Genomic DNA, 14,087 nt, shown 5'->3' on the forward strand with positions numbered 1-14,087 from the left:
TCTTATTGAATTATAACTTTTAATGGCTGTTTCAATTTCTGATTAAATGAATCTACGTAAGTAAACCACTGCTTAGCAGAACCTCCTGCAGAAGCGCCATTAGCTTTACTCCAAATAGAACCATTATAATAAACCAAAGGCTCATTGGCCTTAACTGAAGCATGCGTTAATAAATGAAGCCTATCGGTGTTCATTTTTACATCTCCCGATGGATAAATTGTAGCTACACCTGTAACACCATCCGCACCATGTTCAGGTTCCCAATAACCCATTATTCCCTGCTGTTCATCCATCATTACAGCACCTGGCTCATTTCTCTTTACAATACCAATTACTACTGGTAAGTTTTCTCCGTCATTATAACTATAAACAACTTGTATTTTATTAAAGCGAGAACCTGCATCAAGTGATATCGTTTTTACAACGCTTATCGATTTTCCAGCTACATCCCATGCATCATAGCCTAATTGAAAGCTGGTACGCAAAGGACCATTATCCAGCACTTTCCAATGATGGTAATTCTTAGAATAATAAACAGAATCCATCACATAAGGCGCTATATCTCCGGCACCCAAAGTTAAACCTACGCTGTAATAATCCATCCCATCACCATGATCTTTATGATAATCAGCTGTTTTATACCAATCGTTAATAACCAGTTTATTGGTTCTTTTAACCCATACATCAATCCCAAAAGCATTATCAGGTCTGGTCTCTAAAGCTTTTCCATACATCCGATAAGCAACTTTATCATTCTCCCAGGCAAAATCATCATAGCGCTCAGGAACATACCTGCCATAAGTTTTGCTAACTATTGGCTCTGGTTTACCTGCTACCACAGAAAGCCGAATGCTAGCCTTAGCTGCTACACTCACCTGCAGCAATAAATTCTGAATAGCTTTCTGACCTGCATGTTCAAGTTGGAAAGGAACTTCCTGGTTGTTTGCAGCATTTACAACTTTAAAGTTGGCTGTATCAATAGACGGGTATTTTGAAAGAATTGAAGTCCAGCTAATTGCTACAAGCTCATCCGTTCTCTCCATATCCAACGAATTACTGATGCTTATGCTAGCCTTTACTGCATTGGTCTGTGCAGATAATACCAAAACGGTCCCAAAAAGCAAGAATAAAAGAACTGATATCTTTTTCATTTTATGCTTTCTACTTATTTGATGTCATTGATAGCACAATGATCCATATCGCCATAATCCAAATTCTCTCCTGCCATTCCCCAGATAAAAGTATAATTGCTGGTTCCTGCGCCTGAATGGATCGACCATTCCGGAGAAATTACAGCCTGCTCATTCTGCATCCAGATATGCCTGGTTTCCTGAGTTTCTCCCATAAAATGGCAAACACTTTGTCCTTCCGGCACCTCAAAGTAGAAATAAACTTCCATTCTACGATCGTGTGTGTGAACAGGCATCGTATTCCAAACACTTCCACTTTTTAACTCTGTCATTCCCATTTGCAGCTGACAAGTAGGAAGCACGCTATTAACTAACAACTTATTAATTACACGATGATTAGCAGTTTCCAAACTTCCTAGCTCAACCACTTCTGCTTCTTGCTTTGATACTTTTTTAGTAGGATAAGCACGGTGAGCAGGTGCTGAATTAATGTAAAACTTAGCCGGACTATTTTTATCGGCTGATGAAAAACTTACCTCTTTTGACCCTCTGCCAATATAAAGTGCTTCCTTAAACTGAAGCTCATAAGTCTTTCCATCTACCGTAACCGTACCTTTTGCTCCTACATTAATAATTCCCATCTCTCTTCTTTCCAGAAAATACGATGCCTTTAAATAATCCGGATTTGAGAGCTGCAAAGTTTCATTTACTGGCATAGCACCACCGGCTATATAACGATCATAATGAGTTAAAGTAAGGTTGATCTGGTCTGCCTCAAATATTTTACTAATTAAAAAGTTCTTTCGCAATTCTTCGGTAGCCATTAACTTGGTTTCACCCGGACTGAATGCATATCGTTTTTCAAAATGTGCTTGCATGATTCTAATTTTAATCGATTGTAATAATTAACGAAGGCCTATAAATACCACTCCTTATAACGGTGCAGCGCCTCTAGGAAATAATAATCGCCGTAGGTAAGCGGAACATCTACTTCTGAATTCTGCCCTAAAAATCCTACTCCGTGTTTTAACAGAAATCCACCATTTTCTCCTAATTTAGACCGATAAGTATCGGAAGCCAGTGTTCTGATAGCTTTTTCTGAAGCATCTAAATACTTTTTACTCTCTGCTTTATTTGAATACTGAGCTAACTCCAATAATGCAGAAGCCATAATTGCACCTGCAGAAGCATCGCGATAGGTATTTGGAATTTCCGGAGCATCGTAATCCCAATAAGGAATCATATCAGCAGGCATATTTGGGTCGTTTAACATAAAATTAGCAATGTGTATTGCCTGATCCAAGTATTGCTTATCTTTTGTAAAGCGATACATCATTGTAAAACCATACAATCCCCAAGCCTGTCCACGACTCCAAGCAGATTCATCTGCATAACCCTGCCAGTTCACTTTTTTCAACACCTCTCCTGTTTCCATATTATAATCCAGAACATGATAAGCGCTATAATCTGGTCTGTAATGATTCTTTATCGTAGAGTTAGCATGATTAACAGCAATCTCTTTATACTTTTTATCGCCATCATGATCGCTCACCCAACTTAGCAGTTCTAAGTTCATCATATTATCAATGATCACAGGCCCAACCCATCTATCGCTTGAATTCCACGACTGAATTACCTTTGCTGCAGGATGATAGCGTGTTGAAAGAGAAGCAGCCGAGGCTTCGATAATGTCTTTATAAGCAGGGTCATGAAGAAGCCTGTATGCATTGCCAAAGCTGCAATACATCATAAAACCAAGGTCATGCGTGCCTTTATTATTCTTTTCTTTTTCAAGAATAGTGAGCCTTCTTTTTGCTTCTGCTAATATTTCAGCGTCTTGAGTGTATTCATAAATGTAAAACAAAGAGCCCGGAAAAAATCCACTGCACCACCATGCAGTATTACTGGTTACCACCTTATCGGTCGTTGCATTATAGGTTTTAGGCATTACATCTGCTGGTAAATTTTTAGCCAATACCTTATATTGCTGATCGGCAAACTTAAATTGCTGATCAATTAATTCGCCCATCTTCTGATCCTTCACCTGCGCATTTAACATTCCGCTATTTATCAATAAAAAGCAGAGTGCAGTCATTAGTTTTACTTTCATGTTTGGGTTATTTTTAATTATTGGTAGATGATCTAGATTGTAAATTTATATATTACCTATTACAATAGTATAAAAATATTTTAATATGTGTTAATGTAAGGATTCAGGAAAAGCTACGACTAACTGTATAAATATAATCATTGGAAGAAGAATTTTTAAAATCGATTAATCAATACCAGGGCATTATCATCAAGGTATGCAGAATGTATTGCGATGATAACGAAGATGCTGAAGATCTGTTTCAGGACATACTTTTCCAACTATGGAAGTCGTGGCCAACATTTAATTCAGATTCGAAGGTTAGTACGTGGATGTATCGGATAGGCTTAAATACAGCTATTACGAGGTTGCGAAAGAACAAACAGAGGCCTCTGTTTCAGAGTCTGACGCTAGCACAACATTCAATACCCAACGACTCATCGCAAAGGCTGGATATCTTATTCGACGAAGAACTGCAAAACGCCATTGCAAGTCTGAATAAAATGGACAAAGGAATTGTAATGCTTTACCTCGATGAAAAAAGCTACAAAGAAATAGCTGAAATCATGGGTTTAACAGAAAGCAATGTCGGAGTAAAAATTAACCGGATTAAAGAAAAGTTACGGAAAACAATAAATCGCAGATAATGGAATTAGAAGATTTAAAAAACAACTGGAAAAAAGAATCAACAGAAAACCTGGTATTAAACACACAAAGTATGGAACAATTACAATCAATCTTAAAAGAAAAAACCAGCGGTACCTTAAAAGGTATGAAGAAAAAATACGAACGGATCATTTCGTTCTTACTGGCCGGGATATTATTAAACGTTTTGATAAACCCTTTCCTGCACTTTTTACTGGGCGATGAAGGCCCGATATTTAGAATAACATTTGGTGGTTTACTATCGCTTATTACCCTCATAGCGATCTGTGTTATCGTCGTATTCTTTTACTGGCTTAAAGTGCTCTCAATCAAAACAGAAAGCCCTGAAGGTGAGCTTAAAAGTGTATTAATCAACCAAATTAAAAATCTTAACAGATCATTAAGACAAGAGATTTACTTTATTACAGCAATATTTATCTTTCTATTTATCATCGGAAGGGCTACTTCTCAATACCTCGGCAATGGTAGCTTCTGGGATATTTTTCATCAGGATATTTTACTTGCTATGCTTGCCGCAATTTGTATAATGGGCTTTTATATCTATAAAAGAGTTACCTTTTACAAAAAGAATATCCATGAGTTTCAGAAGTATCTGGATGAGTTTGTTGCTTAAGATTGATTTGATTGCTTCGGGAATATATATTCTTTATTGTAGCGTTCAACTGTAAAAGGAAGTATTAAGTTAAAGAAAAACCATAATTATGAGAAGATCTATCCCATTACTACTACTTGCTCTTGTATTCTTTATTACCGCTTGCGATAAAGACAACTTACAAACAAACGACAACACATTAACTGGAAAATGGAAACTCTCTGAAACCTTAGCCGATTCCGGTGATGGCAGTGGAGAATGGATACCCGTTGCTAAAAAAACTCCCTACGATTACGTAGAGTTTAAAGAAAATGGCGATTTAGCAGGAAACCTCTTTACTGAGTATAAAAGCTACATGTTAAAAGACGACATCACCATCCAGTTCTCCATCGATGAAGATCGCAAACAAGAATACAGATATAGTATTATAAACGGCGTGCTCAGCATGAGCCCCAGCTACCCAATGCTTTGTATTGAAGCTTGCGGAACTCGCTATATTAAAGTAAAATAAGCAGCCACTAACATCAACATCTATTCCTAATATCCCTTCTTATTTCGTTGAATAATTTATTGAATTGAGATATAATCGATTAGAAAATCGTTCATATCTCGATTTGCTTAAACAAGGACCAAACAGGGTTCAAACAGGGACCAAACAGGGGTAAAACAGTCATATCGCCCCTGCTTGATCCTTGTTTCGTCCTTGGTTGATCCTTATTTAATGTTATTTAATTTTGAATCAATCTTTAAGAGGAATTAAAGCATAATCAGGCTTCCTCTTTTGCAGAATAATAGATAGTGAATCATTATTATTGTTAACGCCGTTCAATGTAATAATTGACTCAGATGGCATTTCGTAATGGAAGGTATAAGCTACTTCAGGTTCCTTATTACGGCTGGATCCGGCACCTCTTTTCTGAGTTTTGTGTTTGTTAAATAGCTTCAAAACTTTGTTCACGGTATCAGCTTCGTAATAGTAATATTGCCTTCCTCCGGCTATTCCTGTTAGCTCCCAATTTCTATTCACATCCTTTGGTTGCGGTGTGCCGTTCTCCAGATCTAAGTCAATTGGTTTGTTTACTTTGAAATTGATGGTCGAATATTCTTCAAAAACCGCATCCTGCCAACGGAGGGTATCCAATGGTGAATAGGTGATAGATTGATTGTTATAGCTAAATTCAATAACTTCATAATAACCAGTGGTATTGGATAATCCGGGGGTAATAGGTTCTTTAATAAAAGGATTATGTAAACGATTCTGTATATGGAGGTAGCTTAATACAACCACAAATAAGAAAATAATGCCGTATTTGAAGATAAACCGAGGAATACGTTTGGCAAGACTATCAAAGGAAGGATAATAGCGAACAGGGCTTACATCCTGCTCTTTTATTAACAATTTCCAGAAATCTGGCAGGTACTGGATTAGCAAAAAGGCACCTAAAAGTACAAAATAAGTACTGTAAACATGCACGCCGCCATCATAAGCAAAGTTGACATACACAATATTTGCAGATGCCGCCACTGTTAAAAGAGCACCAATGAAAGTGGTTTTTCTAAAGAATAACAGGAATCCGGCAATCACTTCAATAAATCCTAAAAAAACCTCGTACCATGGAATAATTCCTACTGACAGCCAAAAGAGCTTTTGAGCTGTAATATCGCCTAAATTTGTATGGAGTGTACCAATAGGTGGCAAAGGCATTTGAATAAGAAAGACTTTTACAAAACCAAACTCAATCATACCTACTGCTACCCGGTATCTTACAAGAACGCGCAGCCAATAATAAAGCAGGTTATAGTTTGTTCTCTTCCTTTCAATTAGGCTCCATATGCCGGCACCTACAATTGCTACACCAAGCAGTAATGCCCAATCGGCATAGCTTGCCCACCCCCATCTTCCACTTTCTGTATCAATATTGAGAATATTGGGACTAAATCGTCCGATATTGGTTATATTTCGGTAACCCAGATTGAACCAATCAAGAGAAAATAAGGTTGTATAATATCTTCCGCTTAGCGGAATACACATCAATACAAAAAAGATAAAAGCGATTCTAAAAAGAATTAATTGATACTTTTTCCAATTTAAAATATCGTCTTTCAACTCACCCGTTTCTTCTGATGAATTTTTTATTATACTTTCTGCAGTCATTATAATTTGTTAATTAATGAGCTATAAATACGATTAGATTTTATTAAAGCTTTACAGGTTTCCGCCTGCCTTCAAAGAGCAGATACTTTTTATCTACCTTGGTTAATACGGTATAAATTGAATCCCTGGCTTGATTTACACCAGATAATATGATCGTTGAAGAATCTGGTCTTGTATAATGAAGCTCTAATAATTCATTGCGTTGATGGATGTTTTTATTTTGCAAATGAAGCGTGTTCTGATTGCTATCAATGGTATAGGTGTAAAAATGCCTGCCTATATTCCCTGCCGATTCATAAACCCGGTCAAGATCTTGCAAATTTTCAACCCCAGGTCGCGTATTATCCAGCGGTATGGGCCGAGCTGTAAGGATGCTTAATGTTCCCCATTCTTCAAACACAACATTTTGCCATCTATTTGTATCGCTTTTTGAGTAAGGAATAAGTTCATTATTTATCCTAAACTCTTGAACGTTATAAAGTCCTGCCGCTTTTTTTAAACCAGGATTCTGAGGAATTAAATATGGATTATTAGCATAATTATTATAGGCACCTACACTGTATATTATCATTATTAAAATGAAAGCGCTTTTGAGGGCTATACGTGTATTTCGTTGCCATTTACCATTAAAAGAAATCTTTGTTCTATTTGCGAGAGCTGGTTTCTCCAAAAGAAGGTTGTATATTCTTGGTACGTCATAAGAAACCAGGAATAAAGCGATTACAAAAAGATAGATGCTATAACCTACCCCTCCAATTTGATAAGCAAAATTGGAGGGTATTATATTCAGAAACAAACCGATGGCTACAATGGCACCGAGGGTTGCTGTTCGTCTGCATAGAAGCAAGATTGCAGCAGAAAGCTCTGCTAAACCAATGATGGTTTCATAATTGGCCTTTGCAAGTCCGATGGTTAGAAAATAGACTTTCCAAGGTAAAAAATCACCATATTCCGTATTCAGATCACTCAATGTTGGAAAAGGCATTTGCAAAGGAAAAATCTTGATAAATGCATAGGTAAATAAAGCCGCAGAGAGCTTATAACGCAATGCAATTCTCAGCAATTGATATAGATTATTATAAAGATTCTCGCCATTGCCCTTTTTGGTCAAAAAAACAGCTGTAAGGCCAGAGATGGTAATAATAACGATCAATTCCACCAATTGAATGAAGGCCGGATTGCCTACAGAGGAGGATGAATAGTTAGCGAGTGAAAAAATATCGAAGAAACTAAATGTATGATTTTCCATTATTATCCTCCCTATAAATAACCTTCATTTGGCTCTAAGGCTGGATCAACCTTAAGCTCATCAATCGGTATTGGCAATACATACCTGTTTCTATCACTAAGCCCTAAAACGGCTTCAGCACGGTCGGTTCTAACTAAATCAAACCATCTATGCGGTTCAAAAGCGAACTCTAATCTGCGCTCTTGCTCAATTGCTAAAAATATTTCGTCTTTACCATCAGCAGAACTGGCACCAAGACCTGCACGTTCTCTAACAGCATCAAGATCTTTTAATGCATCCTCATATTTGCCTTGTTGTGCACGTGCTTCTGCACGGATCAATCTTATTTCTGCAATCCGAATAACATAAGCCGGATCGGTAGCAGGGCTCCGATAATACATATTTCCATACCAACGGCCGTCAGAAGTTGAACTAACCATAGCACTACGATTTCCTCCTATTAAAGGATCATTAATCAATGCTAGAAATTCACTATTAGGTGCCCATTGTCTGGTACCACCATTTTGAGGAGGTTGCCAATTACCTCTATGGCTGCTGGTATTTGTAGCACTGTATGAAAGTTCGAAAACTGACTCTTGTGTTGCCACTGCATTATTTGCAAAAAACGAGGAATATGGAGCTATTAAATTATAAGATTGATCAGCAATCACCTTATCGGCATAGCTTTCGGCTGCTGCCCATTCTTTATTATAAAGATGATAACGTGACCGTAAAGCCCAGACAGTTTTCCTGGTTGCCCTTATTCTATTGGTTGTTTGAGGCAATAGTGTTTCTGCTGCTTTTAAATCTGCCAGCACTTGTGCATATACTTCTTCTTTTGAACTCTTCGCTTTCCCATGATTATCATTTATAGAAAGAGTAGGTGCTAAATAAATGGGAACTGTGCCCCATAACCTGACCAGGTCAAAATAAGCCAATGCTCTTACAAAATAGGCCTCTCCTACTAACTGATCTTTTTTCTCTTGTGTGAATGTGGGTTCAAGTGCCAAGGTCGAAACTTTCGCTATAACGTTATTTGCCCGATTAATGGTAGTATATATAGCCGACCAAACTGCTGCTACAGAACCATTATCTGCCCGGACATCGTGATTTACAAATTGACCTGCGATAGCCTGCGAACCGGTCCATTGAATATTATCTCCAGATAAATATCCGATTGACTGAAAGGTTGAACCGTAATAACTGTTGCTGGCAAGTGCCCTGTACATCCCTCTAACAGCAGTTTCGGCAGACGATCCGTTTGTAATTGTTGATTCATCCGAAATGGATTCTTGAGGTTGAACCTCAAGAAAGTTATTGCACGAAAAGGTTATACTCGCAATAACAAACAGTATAAAATATCTTAAATGTTTCATTCTATTAAAAATTGAATTAGAGTGTTAAATTAATACCGAGCTGGAAGGTTCTAGGCTGAGGAGGTGTTCCAAAATCTAAGCCCTGAACATTTTGGCTGCTTGCTACGTTCGATTCAGGATCTAGCCCTGAATATTTGGTGAATAACAATACGTTACTACCTGTGAAACTAAGTCGAAGATCTTCAATCTTAAACCGGGTAAGCAGTCTTTTAGGGATTGAATACCCGATTGACAATTGCTTTAACCTAATAAAAGAACCGTCTTCAAGCAATCGGCTATTTTGTTCAAGTCTGTAGTTATTTCCAACGGTTGTAAACCTTGGCACATCGGTAATATCACCCGGATTTTGCCATCTTTTAGTAGAGTTAGCAGATGCGAAACGTTCTGCACGTGTGCCACCAGCCATATCAAAGAATTCGTTCATGTTGAATACATCATTTCCATATTGGAAAGTGAATAAGATGCTGGCATCCCACCCTTTATAAGTGAAGCTATTACTTATTCCACCAAAGAAATCTGGCATGGCATTACCCAATAGTTGTCTGTCTTCAACGGTAATCTTTCCATCCTTATTTACGTCTTCAAAAACGGCATCGCCTGTTTGAGGATCTACATATAACTGTTTATATAGCCAGAAAGAATACATGGGATGACCCTCTTCCATTCTCAACCAATCTCTGCTATACACATTGATTGGCGTAGCAAGCTTTTCAATTACATTTTTATTGCTAGCAATATTAAAGTTGGTTTGCCACTGGAAATCACCTTTTTCAATATTGGTTGTATTGATATTTAATTCAAATCCGGTATTGCTTATTTCACCCTCATTGCTGTAATAAGAAGAGAAACCGGTTGAAGATGCCAATGGTCTTTGAATCAAAAGATCAGAGGTATATTTTCTGTATACATTTAATTCAAGCGCCACTCTGCCATTCCATAACCCCAGATCTACCCCTCCGTTAATTTGTCTTGTTTTCTCCCATCTTAAAGTTGGATTAGCCAATTGCTGAGGTGCAATACCAGGTTTATCTCCTCCGGTAATATTATCCGGATAACCTACTCCGCCGATCCATAAACCACGGGATGCGAAATTATTTATCCCATTCTGATTACCAGTAATACCAAAGCTTCCTCGTAATTTCAGATCACTTATGAAATTAACATCCCTCAAAAAGTTTTCTTCCTTAATTCGCCATGCTGTACCAACTGAAGGAAAATAACCCCACCGGTTATCTGCTCCAAAACGTGAAGAGCCATCGGCACGTACGCTAAGCTGGAGGTAATATTTACTTCTATAATTATAATCTGCCCGTGAGAAAAAAGAAACCAACTTACTTTCAGTCCATGAATCAGAACCGATTCTAGTTGCTGCCGAGGATATCTTTTTGAAAGAATCGTTCGGAAAATTAGTGCCTTGAGCAAAAGTGGATTTTATTAAATCGCCCTGTAAGGAATTACCGACTAAGAGTCCAAAATTATGATCTCCGTTAAACACCTTGCGATAGCTAAGCGTTTGTTCATTTAGCCATGTGCTATTATTCGTTACCGCTGCTGTAGCCAAGCCGTTTGTTGGAGAAGCGCCGATTAGAGTAAGAGAATTCCAATATTCAGATTCGTTATAGTCGTTATAATCAATACCGAAGCTGCTTCTGAATTTCAGTTCAGGGGTTATATCAGCATCCAGATATACGTTTCCAATGTATCTGATGTTCTTTGTTTTTACATCGTAATTATTAAGCAGAACATCTAAATTATCCCACGGGCCCCATTTGGCTGGAGTTCCATCAGCATTGAACTTAGGCAGATAAGTAGCCACCAATAAGGCTGTTTGAAACATTCCTCCTTGTGGGCCATCACCAGCTCTGGCCTGATTTCTAAAGGTTCTGGAAATGCTATTTGTTATTCCTACCTGAATATTGTTATTAACCTTTTGGTCGAGATTTAACTTGAAGCTGGCTCTGTTAAAATAAACGGGCTTCATAATAGCTTCCTGCCTGGTATATCCGGCTCCGAAGTAATATTTTGTTCCAGAAGAGCCTCCTTGTAAGGATAGATCATAGCTTTGGAGCCGGGCTGTTTGAAAAATATCACCTAAACGATCGTAGGTCTGTTGCTCTTCGGGTAAGCCTCTCCCTCCTTCTGATACAGGACGAAATGGCCGGTTTGCATAAGTTTGATTAAGCGCCGGATTATCAATACCGCTGTTAATCCATGACTCATTATGCAGTTCTGCATTTAGCGGGCCTGATGCCTGCCCCCATATCTTGGCGGCCTCGGCTATTCCTTGAGTTGCATTAAAACCAAGCTTTGCTTTAGAATTGTAATTTCCTCTTTTTGTGGTTACTATTACCACTCCATTAGCACCTCTGGCACCATAAATTGCAGTGGCGCTGGCATCCTTTAAAACCTCAACACTTTCTATATCGGCAGGATTGATATCAGCAATTGGAGAGGTTGCTTTACCTCCGGTACTCACGGTTTGCAGACTTGAATTGTTAATAAAAACACCATCAACGATATATAAAGGGTCATTACTTGCATTTATAGAAGTTGTTCCGCGAACTCTAATAAAGATTCCTTCACCGGGAATACCTGTATTGGAATTGATTTGTAGTCCGGCAGCTTTTCCTTGCAATTGCGCATCAAAGCTTCCAACAGGTATTTGTTTAACTTCATCTGCATTGATCTTTGAGATCGAGCCAATTAGATCCTTTCTTTCTTGCGAACCGTATCCAATAACAACTACTTCACTGAGTTGCCTTAGGTCTTCTTCTAATAATATGGTTAAGAAATTAGCATTTGTTACAACCACTTCTTTGGTTTTAAATCCAAGCAAAGAGAGGGTTATTACTGAATTCTCTGGCACTTGATTGCTGAATTTAAAGTTACCTTCCAAATCAGTGGCCGTTGAAGTATTTGTTCCCTTAATAGTTACTGTTACACCTGGCAGAGAATTACCGTTTGCATCGGTTACTTTACCGGCAACAGCAATATTAATCACACCTAACTCACGTTTTAGAAAAGCAGGTTCTATAATATTTGCATAAGAAATACTGTGCTGAAAAATCATTGTACAAATGGCAAATAAACAAGAGAGTTTCAATGAAAATGGAGTCCTACTTTTGATTTCTAAGATTTTGTTAATTGTTTTCATTTGTTAATTTGTTTTTCAAAAAGTGCGCTAAAGGCCTTTAAAGGCTGTTTTAAATTATTTGTTTGCAAATGTATATAATATCTATAGAATTAGTATACATTTGAATAAAAAAAAATCAAAGTTTTTTATAGGATCATTATTAGACTAAGAAATGCTTCCTATTATCAAGTAATTAATCAATATTTGTAAACATCAGATTTAGTAAGATTTTTATTCAATCTGAACATTAAATAAATTACAATGAGCGTTCTCATGAAGAAAGATTTTGATGCAGTTGTGGTTGGTTCTGGGCCCAATGGTTTAGCTGCTGCTATAACCTTACAGCAGGCGGGCTTGTCGGTTTTACTGGTAGAAGGAAAGGATACAATTGGAGGAGGAATGGGCTCAGCCGAACTCACCTTACCCGGCTTCATTCATGATGTATGTTCAGCCATTCATCCGATGGCGGCGGCTTCTCCTTTTTTTAAATCGCTACCCTTAGAATCACATGGCTTAGAGCTTATTTACCCGGAGATCTCTGCTGCTCATCCTTTCGATAATGGTAAAGCTGCTTTCCTGACAAAATCTATGAAGGAAACTGCATCCGCTTTAGGAAAAGATAAAGACACCTACCTAAACCTAATGAAACCGATAGTTGACTATTGGCCAAAGATAGATAAAGATGTTTTGGGACCCATGTTACGCATTCCTAATGCACCTATACCCTTGGCTCAATTTGGTTTAAAAGCAATGACATCTGCCCTGATGTTGGCTAAACGTTTTTCAACCCAGGAGGCGAAAGGTTTGTGGGCAGGTATGGCAGCCCACTCTATTCAACCATTATCAAATCTGACAACATCAGCCATAGGATTGGTATTAATGGCTGCCGGACATTTGGGTGGATGGCCAATTCCGAAAGGAGGATCCATAGAAATTGCAAATGCCATGGCTTCTTATTTTATTTCTCTTGGAGGGAAGATAGAAACCAGTACATATGTTAAATCTCTTAAGCAACTACCCTCCTCTCATGCTGTTTTACTGGATGTAACACCCAAGCAATTACTTGAAATAGCCGGACATAAATTCTCATCGATTTATAAATGGCAACTGGAAAAATACCGCTATGGAATGGGTGTATATAAAGTAGATTGGGCATTGGATGAAGCAATTCCTTTTACGGCAGATGCTGCAAGAAGAGCAGCTACTGTTCATATTGGAAATACAATAGAAGAAATTGCTGCGGGGGAATATGCATCTTCAAAGGGTAAGATTGTAGAGAAGCCTTTTGTATTGCTTGCTCAGCAAAGCTTATTTGATGACAGTCGGGCACCGCAAGGAAAGCATACAGCCTGGGCATATTGTCATGTGCCGAATGGTTCTACCACGGATATGACTGAGCGGATTGAAAAGCAAATAGAACGTTTTGCGCCTGGCTTTAGAGACCGGATATTAGCTAAGCATAGCTTTAATCCGACACAAATGGAAAACTATAATCCAAATTATATTGGAGGTGACATTAATGGAGGCATACTTGATATCGGACAGTTATTTACTCGTCCGGTAATTAGCGCTTCTCCTTATCGTACTTCTGCTAAAGGAATTTATATTTGTTCTTCATCAACTCCTCCGGGAGGTGGTGTTCATGGAATGTGTGGATATCATGCTGCAAACAGAGCTTTAAAGGATGTTTTCAATTTAAGGGCTAAAGTTCTATAGAT

11 protein-coding genes are annotated in these 14,087 nt (G+C 38.0%); 4 read left to right on the forward strand and 7 right to left on the reverse strand.

What is annotated here, in order from left to right; translation table 11 throughout:
- Window positions 1–2: 2 nt before the first annotated feature.
- From C8N28_RS04360 to C8N28_RS04370, 3 genes are read right to left on the reverse strand one after another with little or no spacing between them, the layout of a single operon-like run.
- On the reverse strand, window positions 3–1,151 hold the full coding sequence (locus tag C8N28_RS04360; RefSeq protein WP_132221877.1) for a DUF4861 family protein: 1,149 nt from the start codon (window positions 1,149–1,151) through the stop codon (window positions 3–5).
- A 14-nt stretch (window positions 1,152–1,165) separates the two neighbouring features.
- Complete coding sequence (kduI, locus tag C8N28_RS04365) at window positions 1,166–2,008, reverse strand: 5-dehydro-4-deoxy-D-glucuronate isomerase (RefSeq protein WP_132221879.1); 843 nt, start codon at window positions 2,006–2,008, stop codon at window positions 1,166–1,168.
- Window positions 2,009–2,046: 38 nt separating this feature from the next.
- Window positions 2,047–3,240, reverse strand: a complete 1,194-nt coding sequence (locus tag C8N28_RS04370; RefSeq protein ID WP_132221881.1) for a glycoside hydrolase family 88 protein — start codon at window positions 3,238–3,240, stop codon at window positions 2,047–2,049.
- A 140-nt stretch (window positions 3,241–3,380) separates the two neighbouring features.
- Here C8N28_RS04370 and C8N28_RS04375 point away from each other — a divergent pair, with 140 nt between their 5' ends.
- The 3 genes from C8N28_RS04375 (at window position 3,381) to C8N28_RS04385 (ending at window position 4,988) form a co-directional block, all read left to right on the forward strand.
- A complete protein-coding gene (locus tag C8N28_RS04375; RefSeq protein ID WP_132221883.1) occupies window positions 3,381–3,866 on the forward strand; it encodes an RNA polymerase sigma factor in 486 nt (161 codons plus the stop codon).
- The gene (locus C8N28_RS04380) at window positions 3,866–4,498 is read left to right on the forward strand and encodes a hypothetical protein (protein WP_132221885.1); all 633 of its coding nucleotides are present in this window, start codon (window positions 3,866–3,868) and stop codon (window positions 4,496–4,498) included. The genes C8N28_RS04375 and C8N28_RS04380 overlap by 1 nt, the downstream gene beginning before the upstream one ends.
- An 88-nt stretch (window positions 4,499–4,586) precedes the next feature.
- On the forward strand, window positions 4,587–4,988 hold the full coding sequence (locus C8N28_RS04385) for a hypothetical protein (RefSeq protein WP_132221887.1): 402 nt from the start codon (window positions 4,587–4,589) through the stop codon (window positions 4,986–4,988).
- A gap of 228 nt (window positions 4,989–5,216) precedes the next feature.
- Here C8N28_RS04385 and C8N28_RS04390 read toward each other — a convergent pair whose 3' ends face one another.
- Genes C8N28_RS04390 through C8N28_RS04405 form a run of 4 tightly spaced genes read right to left on the reverse strand, consistent with a single transcriptional unit; the run spans window position 5,217 to window position 12,390 of the window.
- Window positions 5,217–6,632, reverse strand: a complete 1,416-nt coding sequence (locus tag C8N28_RS04390) for a hypothetical protein (RefSeq protein WP_132221889.1) — start codon at window positions 6,630–6,632, stop codon at window positions 5,217–5,219.
- 43 nt (window positions 6,633–6,675) lie between these two features.
- Window positions 6,676–7,881, reverse strand: a complete 1,206-nt coding sequence (locus C8N28_RS04395) for a DoxX family protein (protein ID WP_132221891.1) — start codon at window positions 7,879–7,881, stop codon at window positions 6,676–6,678.
- A gap of 11 nt (window positions 7,882–7,892) precedes the next feature.
- Complete coding sequence (locus C8N28_RS04400) at window positions 7,893–9,236, reverse strand: RagB/SusD family nutrient uptake outer membrane protein (RefSeq protein ID WP_132221893.1); 1,344 nt, start codon at window positions 9,234–9,236, stop codon at window positions 7,893–7,895.
- A 16-nt stretch (window positions 9,237–9,252) separates the two neighbouring features.
- Window positions 9,253–12,390: a SusC/RagA family TonB-linked outer membrane protein gene (locus C8N28_RS04405; RefSeq protein ID WP_221410187.1), complete on the reverse strand. Its 3,138-nt coding sequence runs from the start codon at window positions 12,388–12,390 to the stop codon at window positions 9,253–9,255.
- Between the two features lie 240 nt (window positions 12,391–12,630).
- Here C8N28_RS04405 and C8N28_RS04410 point away from each other — a divergent pair, with 240 nt between their 5' ends.
- Window positions 12,631–14,085: a phytoene desaturase family protein gene (locus C8N28_RS04410; RefSeq protein WP_132221895.1), complete on the forward strand. Its 1,455-nt coding sequence runs from the start codon at window positions 12,631–12,633 to the stop codon at window positions 14,083–14,085.
- Window positions 14,086–14,087: the final 2 nt, after the last annotated feature.

This window comes from Albibacterium bauzanense, from assembly GCF_004339765.1.
GTDB lineage: Bacteria > Bacteroidota > Bacteroidia > Sphingobacteriales > Sphingobacteriaceae > Albibacterium > Albibacterium bauzanense.